The sequence below is a fragment of the Pedobacter sp. MC2016-24 genome, assembly GCF_015223055.1.
In the GTDB taxonomy this organism is placed as follows: domain Bacteria; phylum Bacteroidota; class Bacteroidia; order Sphingobacteriales; family Sphingobacteriaceae; genus Pedobacter.
On sequence record NZ_JADFBX010000015.1, the window covers coordinates 1 to 18,181 of the forward strand.

Sequence of the window (18,181 nt, forward strand, 5' to 3'; positions counted from 1 at the left end):
CAATTTAAGTGAAGGCGGGGAGGGCGTTGATGCGGAACCTAAAGTTGCTTACCGCGGGGTAAAAGGTTTTGACAACATCTGGGACGCTGGAGCGCAGATCGGCATTGCCGACAGACAGGCTTTTTTACTGGGTATGTACCACAGTACAAAGAATGCAACCTTTGGTTTGGGTATGGATTACAAACGCCAGTACCTGATCAGTGCCACTTACACTACGCAGACTTCTGCTTTGAGTAATTATACAAATGGCAGTTTTGAGCTGAACTTAAGACTGAGTTTGGGACAAAAAGGGAAGTAGTTAACCGAGGTTACCCTCATTACTTACGTCATCCTGAATTTATTTCAGGATCTTAACATAAAAATGGCTGGTGTAGTTTACATCAGCCATTTTTATTTAAAGGCTAGTTCCATTTAGTCACAGCCTATTCCACATATGTATCCATTGTGTAACATTTTAATTACAGTATAATAAGCTTATTTCCTGTGATTACTTTTGAACAACCAAATATACAGCGAGTTAAATGCCTGTTGTGTATTGTAAAAACCAACACAACCATCTAATTAACTCATAACTTTATTATGAAAAAAGCTCTGCTCTTTTTACTTGTTATGTTTTCGTTATTTTCTGCTTCAGGACAAACAACGGAAACATTTGAAGGTCTCAACGCTGGTCAAACCAGTTTTACAGCCGGAGGCAAGACGTTTAACCTCGTCTCTACACTAGGATTTGTCGTTTATGCAGGCACGCCCCAGCTGGGCTACAATCAATCCAACAAATTTATTCATGCACTGGATGCTCCAATCAATCAGCCGCAAACCTATGGGCAAACGGGCACCATGACCGTGACTTCAGGTAATTTTAAGCTCAACAGTCTATGGGTGTACCTGGCTGGGGATAACACGCAAAATCCTGGAATCACATTAGGTGGCGGTGCAGGTTCAGTAACCTTTAGAGGCAAGCTTGGGGGAGTAACCCAATTTACTGTCGTGAAGACAACCACTGGTGCCAATATTGGGTTCGGACTTCCCGGTAACGGCTTTATTCCAATTAATTTCGCCACTGAAGGCGGATCAAACAACACCAATACCAGTATCGACCAGCTTGAGATACAGTTGAGTAGTAATTACGACTATTTCGCAATTGATAATTTTATCTTCAGCGCTGGCGGGCCGCCGGCATTGACTGCTACAACGGCACAAACAGACGTTTTATGTAATGGCGCAACAACAGGCTCAGCTTCGGTTACACCGAGCGGAGGGACTACACCTTATACCTATTTATGGAATACCGGTGCAACAGGTTCTTCAATTTCCGGGCTTGCGGCTGGAAGTTATTCCTGCAACATCAAAGATGCGAACAACACCACAATCACCAAAAACTTTACCATCGGTCAACCAGCCTCATTGGTAGCCTCGCAAGGCACAATAAATAATGTAAGCTGTAACGGCGGATCTAACGGAACGGCTACTGTAGTAGTGACGGGCGGAACAGGACCTTATACTTACGACTGGAACGGTACACCTACCGGAGACGGTACAGCGACAATTTCTGGTTTAGCTACGGGTACGTATACGGTAACTGTAAAGGATGCTAACCTGTGCCAGACTACACAGAGTTTTACCATCAGTCAACCTGCAGCATTTACAGTGACGACCTCACAAACAGATATTTTATGTAACGGCTCGGCTACGGGAGCTGCATCGGTTAATGTGAGCGGTGGAACTGGTGCGTATAGTTATTTATGGTTACCTAGTGGTGGCACTCAGGCCTCAGCTACGGGGCTGACCGCAGGAACTTATACGGTGACCATTAAAGACGCCAACCTTTGCCAGACCACCAGAACTTTTACCATTACGGAACCTGCAGCTTTGGTGGCTACGGCTGGTGCACAGACTAACATCAATTGTCGTGATGCGGCGACAGGCAGTGCCACGGTGAACGTAACTGGCGGAACCGGGGCGTACACGTACAGCTGGTCCCCTTCGGGTGGTACCCAGGCTACAGCCAGCGGCCTGGTTGCGGGAACTTACACCGTGACCGTTAAAGATGCCAACCTTTGCCAGACTACACAAAGTTTTACCATTACCCAGCCGGGGGCTGTATTGTCGGCCACCACGGCCTCAACCGGGGTGAGTTGTTTTGGGGGGTCTAATGGTACAGCCACAGTTAATGTTAGCGGTGGTACACCTACCTATACTTATTTGTGGGCACCCCTGGGTGGTACCTCAGCATCCATCAGCGGTCGTCCTGCGGGGAATTATACCTGTACCATTACCGATTCAAAGGGCTGTACACTGGTAAAAAATGTCACCATTGGTACGCCTGCTGCTTTTTCGGCTACGGTGAGCAAAACGGATGTGAGCTGTAATGGCGGTACAAATGGCAGCGCTACTGTAGTGGCTTCGGGTGCCACAGCGCCTTATAGCTATGCATGGTCTCCTACCGGAGGTACGCAAGCTACGGCGAGCGGGCTTGCTGCCGGAAACTATAGCGTTACGATAACAGATGTGAATACCTGTTCTTACACGGTTAACGTGACCATCGATCAACCTGCAGCTTTGGCGGTTACAACAGCACAAACCGATGTACTTTGCAATGGCAGCGCAACGGGCTCAGCTAGTGTTAATGTGAGCGGTGGAACTCCGGGATATACTTATTTATGGTCACCATCGGGAGGGACAGCTGCAACAGCTTCCGGCCTTACCGCCGGTAATTACAGTTGCCAGATTACTGATGCAAAAGGTTGTACTTTTACTCAGAGTTTTACCATTGGCACAACCAATACTTTAGTGGCTACGACTTCCAAAACAGATATTTTATGTCGTGGTAGCAATACCGGTTCAGCAACGGTGGTTCCTTCAGGTGCCCCTGGACCTTTTACTTATGTCTGGTCGCCGTCAGGCGGAAATGCGGCTACGGCTTCCAACCTGACTGCCGGTAACTACAGCGTCACCATTACTTCTGCCAATGGATGTTCGATCGTTAAGAACTTTACGATCAATGAGCCGGCGGCTTTTGTAGTTACCCCATCACAGACCAATGTGGCTTGTCATGGATCGGCTACAGGTACAGCCAGTGTTGTTGTTACCGGAGGAACCGGAGCTTATACGTACAACTGGTCGCCATCTGGTGGAACTGCAGCAACAGCGGGCAGCCTCACTGCGGGAACATATACGGTAACCATTAAGGATGCCAACCTTTGTCAGACGACACAGAGTTTTACGATTACAGAACCGACTGCAATTACAGCTTCAACTTCACAGACGAATGTGACCACAGCGCTGGGGAGCAATGGTTCGGCAACGGTGACTGCAACTGGCGGAACCGGGGCTTACAGTTATGTGTGGTCGCCTACTGGCGGAACTGCTGCCACAGCTACAGGTCTGGGTAGTGGAAATTATACCGTTACGGTGACAGATGCGAACGGTTGTAACGTGCTGAAGAATGTAACGATCCTGGAGCCAGCGGCGATCAGTAGTTTTGCCGCAATCAGCAAAACCTATGGTGATGCGAGTTTTAACATCAGCCCGCCGACTAGCAATAGCCCAGGGGCGTTTAGTTATACCAGCAGTGATCCTACAGTCGCATCGGTAAGCGGAAATACGGTAACCGTGATTAAGTCTGGAACGACCACCATTACTGCAACGCAGGCGGCCAGCGGCAATTATGCGCAGACCGTTGCTACGGCTACGCTTTCGGTAAATGCAAAACAATTGACGATTAGTAATACCAGTCGTTCAAAAGTTTATGGGCAGGTGTTGACCGGTACCGACTTTGCCGGAACAATCACAGGTCTGGAAAACGGCGATAACATCACGGTCAGCAGGACAAGTACAGGTGCAGCAGCTACGGCAGCAGTAGGGAATTACCCGATTGTGGCAACGCTTGTTGACCCAGGTAATAAAATAGGAAACTATACTTTGGTTAATCCAAATGGCACGTTAACCGTAACGGCTAAAGCCTTGACGATTGCCAGTACCGACCGCTCAAAAGTTTACGGACAGGTGTTGACCGGTACCGACTTTTCCGGTACGATCACAGGTCTGGAAAACGGTGACAACATTAGCGTAAATAGAACAAGTACAGGTGCAGCAGCTACAGCAGCAGTAGGGAATTACCCGATTGTAGCGAGCATTGTTGACCCAGGTAACAAAATAGGAAACTATACTTTGGTTAATCCAAATGGCACGTTAAGCGTAACGGCTAAAGCCTTAACCATTGCCAGTACCGACCGCTCAAAAGTATACGGGCAGGTGTTGACCGGTACCGATTTTGCCGGAACGATCACTGGTTTGGAAAATGGTGATAACATTAGCGTAAATAGAACAAGTACAGGTGCAGCAGCTACGGCAGCAGTAGGGAATTACCCGATTGTAGCGAGCATTGTTGACCCAGGTAATAAACTAGGAAACTATACGGTTAGCAATCCAAATGGTACCTTAAGCGTAACTGCTAAAACCTTGACGATTGCCAGTACCGACCGCTCAAAAGTATACGGTCAGGTGTTGACCGGTACCGACTTTACCGGAACGATCACAGGTCTGGAAAATGGCGATAACATTACGGTCAGCAGGACAAGTACAGGTGCAGCGGCTACAGCAGCAGTAGGGAATTACCCGATTGTAGCGAGCATTGTTGATCCAGGTAACAAAATAGGAAACTATACTTTGGTTAATCCAAATGGCACGTTAAATGTAACGGCTAAAGCCTTGACGATTGCCAGTACCGACCGATCAAAAGTATACGGTCAGGTGTTGACCGGTACCGACTTTACCGGAACGATCACTGGTTTGGCCAATGGCGATAACATTACGGTCAGCAGGACAAGTACAGGTGCAGCGGCTACAGCAGCAGTAGGGAACTACCCGATTGTAGCGAGCATTGTTGACCCAGGTAACAAAATAGGAAACTATACTTTGGTTAATCCAAATGGTGTATTAACCGTAACGGCTAAAGCCTTGACGATTGCCAGTACTGACCGCTCAAAAGTTTACGGACAGGTGTTGACCGGTACTGATTTTTCCGGAACAATCACAGGTTTGGAAAACGGCGATAACATCACGGTCAGCAGAACAAGTACAGGTGCAGCAGCTACAGCAGCAGTAGGGAATTACCCGATTGTGGCGACAGTTGTTGATCCAGGTAACAAACTAGGAAACTATACTTTGGTTAATCCAAATGGTACCTTAAACGTAACGGCTAAAGCCTTGACGATTGCCAATACCAACCGTTCAAAAGTTTACGGACAGGTGTTGATCGCTACCGACTTTGCAGGAACGATCACAGGTCTGGAAAATGGCGATAACATCACGGTCAGCAGAACAAGTACAGGTTCCGTGGCTACAGCAGCAGTAGGGAATTACCAGATTTTGGCAACGCTTGTTGACCCAGGTAACAAACTAGGAAACTATACGGTTACCAATCCAAATGGTACCTTAAGCGTAACTGCTAAAGCCTTGACGATTGCCAGTACTGACCGTTCAAAAGTTTACGGACAGGTGTTGACCGGTACCGACTTTGTAGGAACGATCACAGGTCTGGAAAATGGCGATAACATCACGGTCAGCAGAACAAGTACAGGTTCCGTGGCTACAGCAGCAGTAGGGAATTACCCGATTGTGGCAACGCTTGTTGACCCAGGTAACAAACTAGGAAACTATACTTTGGTTAATCCAAATGGTACCTTAAGCGTAACTGCTAAAGCCTTGACGATTGCCAATACTGACCGATCAAAAGTATACGGTCAGGTGTTGATCGCTACCGACTTTACCGGAACAATCACAGGTCTGGAAAACGGCGATAACATTACGGTCAGCAGAACAAGTACAGGTGCAGCAGCTACAGCAGCAGTAGGTAATTACCCGATTGTAGCGAGCATTGTTGATCCAGGTAACAAAGTAGGAAACTATACGGTTACCAATCCAAATGGTACGTTAAGTGTAACGGCTAAAGGCCTGATCGTTACTGCAGATAACAAAGAGAAATTTGCCGGAACAGCCAATCCAACATTAACAGTGAGTTATGCTGGTTTCGTAAATAACGAAGACTTCAACGTGTTAACCACTAAGCCAACAATAGTTACCACAGCAGTACTGAACAGTCTGCCTGGAGACTATCCGATTACAGCAAGTGCTGCAGTTGGAAGCAATTACAGCATCAGTTATGTAGCTGGTATTTTGAAAGTAAAACCAGGTGCACCTACGGACATCAGTTTAGCTGCGGTAACTTTGTATGAAAATGCTGCTGCTGGTACCAATGCCGGAACCCTGAGCAGTACTTCGCCGGATGCTTCTGCAACCTTTACCTATACTTTGGTGGCCGGAGCCGGTGATACGGACAATGCATCTTTCGCAATCAGCGGAAACAAGATCAACACCACAGCGGTGCTGGATTATGAAACCAAAGCTGTATACAGCGTTCGCCTGAGAAGCACCACGCAATACGGTCTGTTCCTGGATAAAGTAATCAGCATCAACCTGACTGACGTGAATGAGATCCCTACACTTGCAGCAATTGCCAACCAGACAATTTGCTACAACCGTACGGTTCAGAATGTGGCCTTAACGGGTATCAGTGCCGGTCCTGAAACTTCGCAAACCACGACTTTGTCGGTAAGCAGCAGCAATGCAAACTTGTTTGACCGCCTGACGGTAACAGGAACCGGTGCAACCGGAACTTTAAGCTACCAGGCTAAAACTGGTGCTGCAGGTACTGCAACAGTGACTGTAACGGTTAAAGACAATGGCGGAACCGCCAATGGTGGTGTGGATACTTACAGCCGTACTTTTGTAATTACCATCAATGCCTTGCCGGTGTTGAGCATCAACAGCGATAAAGGTGTAGAGGTGAGCAAAGGTGAAACGGTGTTTTTAAATGCGACCGGTGCGGTTGGTTATACCTGGTCTGCAGACAACAGCATCATTGGTGCGGTAAATGCTGCGACCTTACAGGTTAGACCTAGTCAGACAACAACCTACACGGTAACAGGTACCAATGCGAGCGGTTGCAGCGAGACAAAAACCTTTACCATTACGGTACTGGACGACCTGGCCAAGATCAAAGCCACCAATATCCTGAGTCCGAACGGCGATGGTTACAACGACAAATGGATCATTGACAACATCGATTTTTACCCGAACAACGAAGTGAAAATATTCGACAAGAGCGGGCGTATGGTGTTCAGCAAAAGAGGCTACGACAACAGCTGGGAGGGAACCTATAACGGTATTGCACTAAATGAAGGTACTTATTATTATGTGATCGATTTTGGAACCGGCAGGCAGGTGTTTAAAGGTTTCATTACTGTAGTAAGGAATAATTAAAATGTGCCGGTACTTTAAATAAAAAATAAATGAGAACAACACATAAAACACTTGCCCTGATTGCCTTTGCAACGCTATTGGGAATATCATCAAAAGCGCAGCTTAACCCGCTGTCGTCTCAATTTTACACCAATCAATACCTCATCAATCCGGCTTTTGCCGGCGCTGGTGAAGGTTTAAAGGTAAATGGTGCCTACCGCAAACTCTGGAGCAATGTACCTGGCTCCCCTTTAACCCAAAACCTGACAGTAGATTACGGTTTTGGCCGGGTTGGTTTGGGTTTAACGGTAAACAACGAAAGCGCGGGACTGCAAAGGCAGACCCGTGTGGTAGGTAGTTATGCGTACCATTTGCCATTGAGCGGGGACAACCAGCAATTGCATTTTGGGGTGTCCTTAGGATTTATGAGCCAACGCCTGGAAAATGCGGACATTTATGGCAATCCGAGTGACCCGATGGTGTGGCAGTACAACGACCGTAAAACTTACCTGGATGGTGATTTCGGGGTGTCCTATACTTCTGACCACTTAAACATCCAGGCTTCGATCCCAAACCTGAAAAGTGTGCTGAAGAAAGATGTGATCAAACTGGCGGATGTGGCTACTTTTTATACGGCTGTAAGTTACCGGATTTTGCTTAGCGAAGGTGCAGAAGGTGTAGATGCGGAACCTAAAGTTGCTTACCGCGGCGTAAAAGGTTTTGACAACATCTGGGATGCTGGAGCGCAGATTGGCATTGCCGACAGACAGGCTTTTTTACTGGGTATGTACCACAGTACAAAGAATGCAACCTTCGGGTTGGGTATGGATTACAAACGCCAGTACCTGATCAGTGCTACTTACACCACGCAAACTTCTGCTTTGAGTAATTATACAAATGGCAGTTTTGAGCTGAATTTGAGACTGAGTTTGGGCAGGAAAGGGAAGTAGTTAACCGAGGTTACCCTCATTACTTACGTCATCCTGAATTTATTTCAGGATCTTAACATAAAAATGGCTGATGTAAACTACATCAGCCATTTTTGAGTTATGCATCTGGTATTTCTGGTTCTACCAATTTTGTCAGTTTTTCAAGTGATTCCTGCCAGCCTAAGTAACACATTTCTGCCGGTATAACTGCCGGAATTCCTTCTTGTGTGATTTTGATTTCTGTACCTACCATTGTTTTACGTAGCAAGACAGTTGTGGTCATTTCTCCTAGTAAATTTGGATCATCAAATACATCGCTGTACTTCAAAGCCTCGTTGGGTTTGAGTTCAATGTATTTTCCACCAAATGAATGGCCATGGCCGGTCGTGAAGTTTTGGAAGGACATTTTAAAAGTTCCTCCGGTTGTGACATTCATCTCATGGACGGTACAAAGAAAGCCATATGGAGGAAGCCAGGAGGCAATTGCCAAAGCTTCTGTGAATGCGCGATAAACCTTTTCTGGTGAGGCCTTAAGGACTCTGTGTAAAGAAACGCTGTTTTCTGACATGGGGATCATTTTTAAGTTTATAATGGATTATTTAACATCAACATTACAAATGTGGTCAGAAAAACCGGCTCGCTTAGCGGTGAAATAAGACAATTTGAAGGGGCATTTGCGACTTGCTTATTTATAAAAAACGCTTATTATCTTTAAAGCGCAGCATGCTGCGCTTTAAAGATAATAAGCGTTTATAGCTTTATAAAATCAGTCTTAGTTGATTACCTTGGCAGCATCGCGTAAGGCTTTGATTGTATCGTGTGCTGCTTTGATGTCTTGTGCCTGACGGCTAACGGTATCTAAAGCTTCACCACTCAGTTCACCTTTTTCTAAAGCCATGCGGTAAGCTGCTTTGATCGCATCTTCGCCGCGCTCGGCCTCGTTCAAAATGCTTTCACGGTCGCTTCCGCCAAATAAGGCTTTTACGTCGATCCAGGCGCGGTGTAAAGTACCAGCTACACTATTTCCGGTTTCTGGTTCTTCGCCCAGGCCTGCAACTAATGCCACCAGTTCCTGGCTGAATTTTCTGCTCTGTGAACTATATTCCAGGAAGACGGCTTTTAAATCAATGTTCTCATCGTTAATATCCGCTACTGCTTTTTCAAAACCAGCAATCCTGTCATTGTTAATCTCTACCAGTTCATTTAAAATTGTTGTCGTTTTCATAGTATATATAAGTTTTTGAAACTTTATAACAACTGGTTGCTGGTTTTGTTTAGAGAATGCTGAATGATGGGTTTATTTGTCAGGCCTGGGTGTTGATGTGTATTGATGATGAAATGAATAGTCAGCTTATCAAAAAGACAAATTAACTTGTCTTATCATCAGGTATTCCAGGTTATATATTTTTATGGCTTAAAGCGGTCTGATGAAGAACACGATAAAGGTTGAACGGGCAAAGCATGACCTTACCCAGGCTGCGCTGCCAGCATATTCGATACCACTGTAGAATCCATTTTCACCCTGGAGGAGAAGGACTGGAAATAGATGTTGGTTTTTTTTAGATGAATAGACTAAATTTATAGAATATGGTAAACGATTATAAGAAACACGATCTGTTTGGTAAGACCTTCATGCAGAAAATTGCACTTACGGCACCATTTAAATTTGATTTTCCAGTCACTGAACAAGCCTGTTTCCTATATGTTTTAGCAGGTGATTTTCAATTCGAAGTGGATGATGAGAAGATAAATATTCCTGCGAATTATTCTTTGCTATTGAATTGCATCAGTTCTGGAAAACAAATACACCATTCTCATTCAAAAAGCAATTGCGAGATTGTAATTGTTACTTTCTATCCGGATATATTAAAGCGGATTTACGACAGGGAGTTGCCACTATTGTTTCATACACCCAGCAACAAGGTTTCAAATCAATCCCAAGAGAAGGTCAGCAACGATTTTCTCATTCAGAAATATGTAGAAGGATTGTTGTTTTATTTTGCCAATCCATCGCTTGTCAGTGAAGATATGCTGATCCTAAAGCTCAAGGAAATTATCCTGCTGCTCTCCCAGACACAAAATGCTGAAGCCATACAGGTCATCTTATCGCAGCTTTTTTCGCCCATGGCCTACACTTTCAAGCAAATCATCGAAGCCAACTTGTTTTCGCAATTGACAATCGAACAGCTGGCGGAGCAAACTAACCTTAGTGTCTCATCATTCAAAAGGGAATTTGCGAAATTATATAATGATACGCCTGCCAGCTATATTAAAAACAAAAAACTGGAAAAAGCAGCCGAAATGCTCCTGGTTTCTGACCAACGCATTACGGGCATCGCATTTGAATGTGGCTTCCATGATCTGGCAAATTTCACCAAAAGCTTCAGCGATAAATACCAACGTACCCCAACGCAGTATCGTCAGGAGTTAAAAGGCAGGGCATCGGAGTGATGCTGTTTTTATGAACTAAAATACCAAACAATTGAACTAAATCGCAAAGCCCATTTTTTCTTTCTGTTGCAATTTTGTCCTGTTCCTTTTTCGGAAAACAAGCTTCGGATGGGATCAATAAACAGGTCTGGCAATGGCGAGGTTTGAAGTGTTAAATCAAAGCCTGTGTTGACAGCATATTTTAACTAAAAACAATATCAAAATGGGATTATCAAATTTAGGAATCTTTCACACCATTGTCGGAATCGCCGCAATTGTAGCTGCACTGATCGGATTGATCAGATATGCTAAAATCAATTTGAACGTATTGTCCGGACGCGTATATTTCTTGGGAACTGTCGTTACTTCAGTGACTGCACTGGGTATTTCAAAACATGGCGGCTTTAACCCCGGGCATGCTTTTTCCATATTTATTCTCTTACTGGTTTCGATTGCTTTTTATCTGCATTCGAGAAAGAAAGAAAGCATGAGGGCCCGTTACTTCGAGAACTTCCTGCTGTCGTTCAGTTTTTTCTTATCCCTGGTGCCCACGGTTAATGAAACATTTACCCGTGTGCCTGTAGGGCATCCTTTGGCAAAGGACATCAGTTCTCCGGTCATTGGCCAAACATTGCTGGTTTTGTTGGTTCTTTTCATAGCGGGGTCTGTTTATCAGTTTATTAACCAGAAGAAAGAGCGCGGGCTGGCAAAAAAATAAAAGTCTATATCTTTGTGGCAATACAGGAAGACAAAAAACAAATAAAATGGACACAAGTGATTTGCTGAAACAGGTTGCCTTTATTAAGGAGATTGACAAATTGAAATATATTCAGCGCAGAACGAAATTGTTTAACAGTGACAGGCACGAAAATGACGCTGAACATAGCTGGCACCTGGCGATGATGGCCATCGTTTTAAGCGAACATTCCAACCAACCAATAGATGTTTTGAAAGTGGTAAAAATGGTCTTGATCCATGATTTGGTTGAAATTGATGCTGGTGATACTTTTATCTACGATACAGCAAAAAATCACACCAATACAGATGAAGAAAGATTGGCTGCACAACGAATTTTTGGGCTGCTGCCGGAAGCGCAGGCCCAGGAATTTATATCAATTTGGGAAGAATTTGAGGAAGGACAGACTGATGAGGCCAAATTTGCAAAAACCATGGACCGGTTTGAACCATTGTTGCAGAATACTTCCAACAATGGTGGGACATGGGCTGAATTTGATGTGGAATATCAAACAGTTTACAACAAAAAGAAAGCAATTGCAAATGGATCGGCCTCAATCTGGAGTTATGCTGATCGCTTGTTAAATGAAAGTGTGGAAAAGGGGATTCTTCGCAAGGCATCCCAATGATTTTAACATCCAATTCTTAGCACTGCCACAGAAACTTTGCAGTTTTTCCTTCTTTACAATCAAATAAGTAAGCAACTCCGCCGCCGCCAAAATTCATGGCTGTTCTGTAATCGGGACCTTCTTCCAGTTGTGCCACAAATCTCATGCTTTTGCTGCAGCAATCACATTCAGGTGTTTCATCCCCCTGAATCCAACTTGGTATGCCATCGTATTGCCCTAAAACCTGCCTTTTATTTCCTTCCCAGTTTTCTCTCGCGCTATCGTAATCATCAGCGTCTGTTTCGATCAGGTTTACCCCATAAACTGTCTCTCTAAGTAACGATTCACCCTCAAGCGGTTTAAAAAATTCCAGATTTTCTGAGTTGACAATAATGACTTTATTGCCGCCGCCTTCAGGATCCCATTCATCACACAATCCTGGATCATTTTGGCACATGAATATCAATTCCAAGCCAATATCGGTTTTGATCTTTCCCTGATATTGCATCTTGGCCTGACACGTGCGACAGCTAGGCCATTCCGTGTTTTTGCCAATTTCTTTAACTGGTAGTCCACCAAAGCTGGTTTCTGTAAGTATATCACTTTTTGAATCGTCGTTAATCAGTAGTTTTATCATCAGGATTGTTTTAGGATTTCGGTTTTTATGAACTCAATATAAATTTTTGTGCGTGGTTCTGATGGGGTTACTGTTTTTAAACAAAATTGGAAGGAGTTTAGTTTTTAGTGATATGATTCCAATTTATCCGGGTACCTTCCTGCTAAGATGACCATACATACTTATTGTGCCTGTTCGGTTATTTTTCGTACAACGTTATCGAGTTTGATAGCTTCTTGTTCCAACAGATCTATGATGCCGCTACAAGACGAATCGTCCTCGTTTTCTTTGGCTAGCTTAACAAGCCCGAGTATATTGGAAAGTGGCGCCCTTACTTCATGTGATTGTATCCATGATATTTTTTTGAGCTGTTCGTTCTGCTTTTCAATCATCTTCATCTGCATGTTTTGCTTAGCCTGTATTTTTTTTTGCTCAGTTACATCGACAAAATAAACAGCGAGCCCGTCTTTTTTTGGATATACATGCATCGATCCCCAAACACCAAGAGCAGCATAACATTCTTCAAAATGCACACTTACCTTTTCCGTTAACGCACGTTGGTATTCCTGGTAAAATCTTCCTTCTTTTGATTGAGGAAAAAATTCCCAAAGGTTTTTTCCCAGCAAATCGGCTCTTTTACAGTTTAAGATCCGCTCTGCCTCCTTGTTGATATAAGTTACCTCCCAATGTTGATTCATGGCGTAAAACCCATCGGTAATACTTTCAAGGATATCGGCGATTTCTAAATTTTTTTCTTGTAATTCATTTTCAGCCTTTACCTTCTGGTCAATATCTATAGCCATTGCTACCCTGGCCTGCCTGTTCTGGAAAATACTGCTATGCCCGTAGATATGAACAAAAAATTCTTCTCCATTTTTTCGGATGTGTTTCCATGTCCCGTAATCGACATACGTGGTTTTTACCTGCTGAATGGCAGATTTGAAGCGCTCTGCTTCTTCCACTGACCTGATTTGTAAGGCTTTCATGGACAGGAACTCATCCCTTTGGTATCCGTACTGGTTTAAAGCAGCATCATTTACCGCTAAAAATTCATACGTATGAAGATCGAAGATATACATTGGGGCAGGACTTTCCTCAAAAATTCGTTTGAAATTGGCAGCTTCTCCATCTTCTGAGGCGATCTGGGCAGGTATATTCTTCATGATTTAATCCTTAATGTAGGATTCAAATTAGTAAAAAAATATGATTTAAGCATTGCTTTAAGATCAAGCAGTGGACTTTATTATTATAGAAATAATTTAGGGCCATATCATAGTGGGCTAACATAAGTTATGTTCCATGAGGTAGGTCATCGCTTCTTTCAGGGCTTGCTCATTATTTTTTGGATTGAACCCCAATTCATTTCTTGATTTAGAAATATCAAAATCCTGTTGTAATCCTGAAAACATAGCAATGTCTTTGATCGTCAGTAAAGGTGGTTTGCCACTCATCTTAGCCGAAAATTCCATTAAACCTGCAATAGCATACAGCATAAATTTTGGTACTGATCCAGGTATTTTAAGTTTCAGTTCGGGATAAAGCTTTTGTGCCAATTTAGTTGTATCCGTAATGGTCATACATTTTTCATTAGCCAGAATATACCGTTCGCCGGAACGTCCTTTTTGTGCGGCCAAAAAACAACCTTCAGCAACATCTTTCACATCAATCCAGTTCAAGGTAATTTTGGTATCCATTGGAATTTGTTTATTCAAAATCAGCTTTAGTACGCCATAAGAAACGTTCAAAGGGAAAAAGGCCTCGCTTCCTATCATTGCTCCCGGCATAACGGACACCAATTCAATTCCCAGTTCTTCGGCCAGTTGAAAAGCGAGTTGTTCACCGTCATTTTTAGAGTTGTAATACATATCCCTGCGGTCGGGGTTGTAGCCATTGCTTTCTTTGGTCGGTAGATTGGTATAATCTAAAGCAGCAATGGAACTCACATAGACAATTCTTTTAACACCCGCATCGGCCGCTGCTTCTATCGTATTGCGCGTTCCCTGCATATTTACATCGTAAATTTCTTTTTTAGGGTCTTTAGCCCACAACTTGAAGGCGGCACCAACGGCGTAAAAGGTATGAACACCTTGTAAAGCTCTTTTAAAGGAAGCGCTATCCGTAATATCTGCCTGAACTACCTCACAGTCCAGATCTTTTAAATGTGCTGCGTTTTTCATGTCGCGGACAGACGCCCGTACTGGAATTCCTTTTTTTAGGAGTAACCTAACCAGGTTGTTACCCAGATGTCCGTTGGCACCAGATACCAATGCTAAATTATGATGTGTCATATGCTTTGATTTTAAATGATGGGACAAATTTCAGTCTTAATCATTCAAAACCACTTCACAAATGTTACCTAATAATCTGTTTACGGATACGGCTCAAACTTTTAGGGTTCATACCTAGAAAAGAGGAGATGTATTGCATGGGAACATGCTGGAGAATTTCGGGATGTTGGTCCATCAGTTTTAAATACCGCTGTTCTGCATTAAGGGTAGCCAGTTCTTTTGCCCGGTTTTCATTATAGGATAAGGACTGCTGGAATACCAGGATACTGAAGTCTTTGAATGCTGGGCTTTGTCCGATCAGTATATCGAGATCAAATTTCGTAATCCTCAACAGCTCACATTCGGTAATACATTCCAGATTGTCATCAGACTTCTGCTGATGAATGAAATTTGAATAGGAAGTGATGAACCCAGGTGGACAATTGATGTGTGTGGTGACCTCGTCGCCCTTTTGGTTATAATGGAATAGACGAAGAAAACCTGAAACTACAAAATACAAATAGACAGGTACTTTTCCTTCTTCTTCAATTACCCGATTTTTAGGGTACAAAACTGGTTCGAAATATTGCAGGCACAAATTTCTTTCTAAATCAGAAAGCGCTACACTTTGTGTAATGAGATGGATAAGTTGCTTGTGCATCTTGCAAAGATAAGCAAAGTGCATGGTGTTGTGCCATTTGCTTTAAGTGAGGAAGGAGGAAATCACTGATAAATACATTGGCATAGAATTAGCGTACAGAAATTAATATAAACGACTATTCTACTTAGAAATATGCGAACAGGTAAAATCATCACCATATATTTATTTTTGTTCTTTTCGGCAGTTTTACAAAAGGAGGTAATTGCAAAACAAACTTTCGGGATTTTAAACGATCATAACTCCGCGAAAGATGAGATTGATCAGGATAGGCCGAAGAATTTAAAACAACTTAAAAGTAAATCCTTTGTAGTTAGCTGTGGTGGAGGGTGTGCAATGACGTATACGGCGACAGCAATAAAGCAAAACAGTTCCTCTTTTAAAGTGAGGTTCAAAGTTGAAATGTATGTCAACGAAGGTTTAACAGATACATATACGGAAAGCTACTCATTTATTTATAACGCTGCCAATAATGTTGATCAGGTTCTGGATGTTAAGCATAAAAATGCTTTAGAAACTTTGCCCGTTGGCGCGCGGAAATCGTTTATCGATTTCGGCAAAGACCTGATTAAGACCTATGGAGTTGGGGCTGATTCAAAAGTACTTTAATAATAAGTAATCGAAATTTGATATCAAGAAAAAGAAATGTTGCAGGAATAATATTTATGATAATATGTATCTTGGTTTCGCATGAAAATTATAAAGCTGATTCACACGCTGGTATCGATAGTATTACTTTTGCTTGTAAGCAAAGCATCGATTGGCCAGACAAAACACCCTAATTACTGGAACGACGTACAGACGATCAAAAGTTATGATAAAATGTTCCAGCAACCACCGAACCCTATTTTGTTTGTCGGTAGCTCCTCAATACGTAAATGGGAACACCTGCAGCAGGCTTTTGGTTCTTATAATGTGATGAACCGGGGGATAGGGGGTGCGGTGGTTAACGACATTACTTTTTATCTGAAAGATTTGGTGTTTAAATATAAGCCGAGGCAAATTGTTATGTATGTGGGGGAAAACGATGTGGTGTCTGAAGGCGTGACTGCGGATTCAATTTTGAACCGGACAATCCGTCTTTATAAGGGAATTAGAGCTGAAATGCCTACTGTTCCAATGGTGTATATTTCGCTTAAACCCAGTCCGTCGCGTGCTAAGTTTATGGATAAAACGAAGGAAGCCAATCGGCTTATCCGTGAGTTCCTTTCGCAAGAAAAGAATACTGTTTTTGTTGACATTTTTTCGCCTATGCTAAAGGAGGGGATATCCAGACCCGAATTATTTGTAAGTGACCTGTTGCATATGAATCAGAAAGGTTATGATATCTGGGAGGCTGCTGTGAAACCTTTTTTGATTGCAGCTGAAAAATAAAACGATTACTTATGGACGCAATTGAACTTAAAGATCAACAAAGAAAGTATTTTGGATTGGCGCCAGTCGACAAAAACTGGGATCGGATCACATTTCCTAAGGGCCTGGTATGCTATTTTGATCAGAATGTCATCAAAAAGGTGGTGATAAACAGCACAGAATATTTTGATTATTATTCAGAGTTTGATACAGAAATACAAACCAATGATCGTTCCAAAGTAATACCAGTTAGTGGTAAGGGAAAGGAGAAGTCCATAAGCCTTGCTGTGTTGGCCGACTATAGCCTGAAATCGGTTTCTGTTAGGTTTGACATAGACCATAATACCAAAGGCGAGGTAGTACAAAGGTGCTATTGGGTAATCAATAAACACGCAATGAACTTATTGGATAACGCGGCGATGTTTAGGCAGATGGTAACATTAGATGAACTTCCGGTATTTATTGATCAGTTTATTGAAACATTACCCGATGACCACCTGAAGCGCTTAGCTGGTGTTAAAGAAGCGCCTCCACAAAAGAATAAACCGGTTAAGTTTAAAAGTGGTGATTTTTTTGCCATTCCTACGAAACGGGATTTATATGGTCGGCCAACGGAATATACCTTTGGCAGGCACCTGTTGAATATTTCTGCATTGAGGAAAAATGGTGTGGTCAATAAACAACACCATTTTTACGACCTGGGTACAATTGTACAGCTAGTGACTGTTTATGATTTTAAATCTCCAACTACAGACGTGGATGTCAATAGGATTAAATTATCGCGTAGCATTCCCCCGTTTTATATGATGGACGACCAACTGATGCGTGGCAATTATCCCATTATTGGAAATATTCCTGTTGATCCGAATGAAATCGTTTTTCCAATGCATTATGGCAGTTACGTGGAAAGTTCGCGTAAAGGCTATTATTTTGGATGGGGGATGATTATGGTTGACAAGGTAGAGAAAATTCCTTTTAAGGACAATGACATGGATTATAATTACCGCAATAACGGTGTAGCATTTGGTGCGTCTCTGTATCAACTTGAAGATTTGAGAAATGGTCTGCCTCCGTATGATGTATATGACGATATTAATCACCCGGACAATATCGAACTTAAGCGGAAAATATTTGCATCTCTGGGGGTACCAATCGATATTGACTATGATGATTATTGTTTAAAATCAGGGGTGATGACAAGAGCTGAGCTTTTGAAGGTTAAGGTTGGTTGATTAGCCTTTAATTATCCTCCCCCGATGGTATTGTTACGATCATCTGTTTAA

The 18,181-nt window shown here is 43.0% G+C and carries 15 protein-coding genes; 9 read left to right on the plus strand and 6 right to left on the minus strand.

Features of this window, described 5'->3' with window-relative positions:
- The 3 genes from IM797_RS23200 to IM797_RS23210 all read left to right on the plus strand — a co-directional run.
- A partial coding sequence (locus IM797_RS23200) for a type IX secretion system membrane protein PorP/SprF (protein ID WP_194129598.1) occupies positions 1–298 on the plus strand: 298 nt, incomplete at its 5' end.
- A 281-nt stretch (positions 299–579) separates the two neighbouring features.
- Positions 580–7,323, plus strand: coding sequence for an MBG domain-containing protein (locus tag IM797_RS23205; RefSeq protein ID WP_194129599.1), 6,744 nt, complete (start codon positions 580–582; stop codon positions 7,321–7,323).
- 29 nt (positions 7,324–7,352) lie between these two features.
- Positions 7,353–8,252, plus strand: a complete 900-nt coding sequence (locus IM797_RS23210) for a type IX secretion system membrane protein PorP/SprF (protein WP_194129600.1) — start codon at positions 7,353–7,355, stop codon at positions 8,250–8,252.
- Positions 8,253–8,349: 97 nt separating this feature from the next.
- Here IM797_RS23210 and IM797_RS23215 read toward each other — a convergent pair whose 3' ends face one another.
- Together IM797_RS23215 and IM797_RS23220 are read right to left on the minus strand one after the other, a co-directional pair.
- Positions 8,350–8,799 carry an SRPBCC family protein gene (locus IM797_RS23215; protein WP_194129601.1) on the minus strand — a complete coding sequence of 150 codons (450 nt, stop codon included), beginning with the start codon at positions 8,797–8,799 and terminating at the stop codon, positions 8,350–8,352.
- A gap of 204 nt (positions 8,800–9,003) precedes the next feature.
- Complete coding sequence (locus IM797_RS23220) at positions 9,004–9,456, minus strand: PA2169 family four-helix-bundle protein (protein WP_194129602.1); 453 nt, start codon at positions 9,454–9,456, stop codon at positions 9,004–9,006.
- A 362-nt stretch (positions 9,457–9,818) separates the two neighbouring features.
- Between IM797_RS23220 and IM797_RS23225 the strand changes: the two genes are divergently transcribed.
- From IM797_RS23225 to IM797_RS23235, 3 genes are all read left to right on the plus strand, one after another.
- Positions 9,819–10,682 (plus strand): AraC family transcriptional regulator, encoded by an 864-nt coding sequence (locus IM797_RS23225; protein WP_194129603.1) that lies wholly within the window; start codon positions 9,819–9,821, stop codon positions 10,680–10,682.
- A 202-nt stretch (positions 10,683–10,884) separates the two neighbouring features.
- Positions 10,885–11,379: a hypothetical protein gene (locus IM797_RS23230; RefSeq protein WP_194129604.1), complete on the plus strand. Its 495-nt coding sequence runs from the start codon at positions 10,885–10,887 to the stop codon at positions 11,377–11,379.
- A 46-nt stretch (positions 11,380–11,425) separates the two neighbouring features.
- A complete protein-coding gene (locus IM797_RS23235; protein ID WP_194129605.1) occupies positions 11,426–12,025 on the plus strand; it encodes an HD family hydrolase in 600 nt (199 codons plus the stop codon).
- A gap of 16 nt (positions 12,026–12,041) precedes the next feature.
- Here the strand turns inward: IM797_RS23235 and IM797_RS23240 are convergent, their stop codons facing one another.
- The 4 genes from IM797_RS23240 to IM797_RS23255 all read right to left on the minus strand — a co-directional run bounded on the left by IM797_RS23240 (position 12,042) and on the right by IM797_RS23255 (position 15,548).
- Positions 12,042–12,641 (minus strand): hypothetical protein, encoded by a 600-nt coding sequence (locus IM797_RS23240; protein WP_194129606.1) that lies wholly within the window; start codon positions 12,639–12,641, stop codon positions 12,042–12,044.
- 161 nt (positions 12,642–12,802) lie between these two features.
- On the minus strand, positions 12,803–13,783 hold the full coding sequence (locus IM797_RS23245) for a PAS domain S-box protein (RefSeq protein ID WP_194129607.1): 981 nt from the start codon (positions 13,781–13,783) through the stop codon (positions 12,803–12,805).
- Positions 13,784–13,900: 117 nt separating this feature from the next.
- Positions 13,901–14,908 (minus strand): NAD-dependent epimerase/dehydratase family protein, encoded by a 1,008-nt coding sequence (locus IM797_RS23250; RefSeq protein WP_194129608.1) that lies wholly within the window; start codon positions 14,906–14,908, stop codon positions 13,901–13,903.
- A 64-nt stretch (positions 14,909–14,972) separates the two neighbouring features.
- Positions 14,973–15,548 (minus strand): Crp/Fnr family transcriptional regulator, encoded by a 576-nt coding sequence (locus IM797_RS23255; protein ID WP_194129609.1) that lies wholly within the window; start codon positions 15,546–15,548, stop codon positions 14,973–14,975.
- Positions 15,549–15,680: 132 nt separating this feature from the next.
- Here IM797_RS23255 and IM797_RS23260 point away from each other — a divergent pair, with 132 nt between their 5' ends.
- From IM797_RS23260 to IM797_RS23270, 3 genes are all read left to right on the plus strand, one after another.
- Positions 15,681–16,154 (plus strand): hypothetical protein, encoded by a 474-nt coding sequence (locus IM797_RS23260; RefSeq protein WP_194129610.1) that lies wholly within the window; start codon positions 15,681–15,683, stop codon positions 16,152–16,154.
- Between the two features lie 81 nt (positions 16,155–16,235).
- Positions 16,236–16,919 carry a GDSL-type esterase/lipase family protein gene (locus tag IM797_RS23265; protein WP_194129611.1) on the plus strand — a complete coding sequence of 228 codons (684 nt, stop codon included), beginning with the start codon at positions 16,236–16,238 and terminating at the stop codon, positions 16,917–16,919.
- 11 nt (positions 16,920–16,930) lie between these two features.
- Entirely contained in the window at positions 16,931–18,130 is a 1,200-nt protein-coding gene (locus IM797_RS23270; protein WP_194129612.1) for an Imm26 family immunity protein, read from the plus strand.
- Positions 18,131–18,181 lie beyond the last annotated feature (51 nt).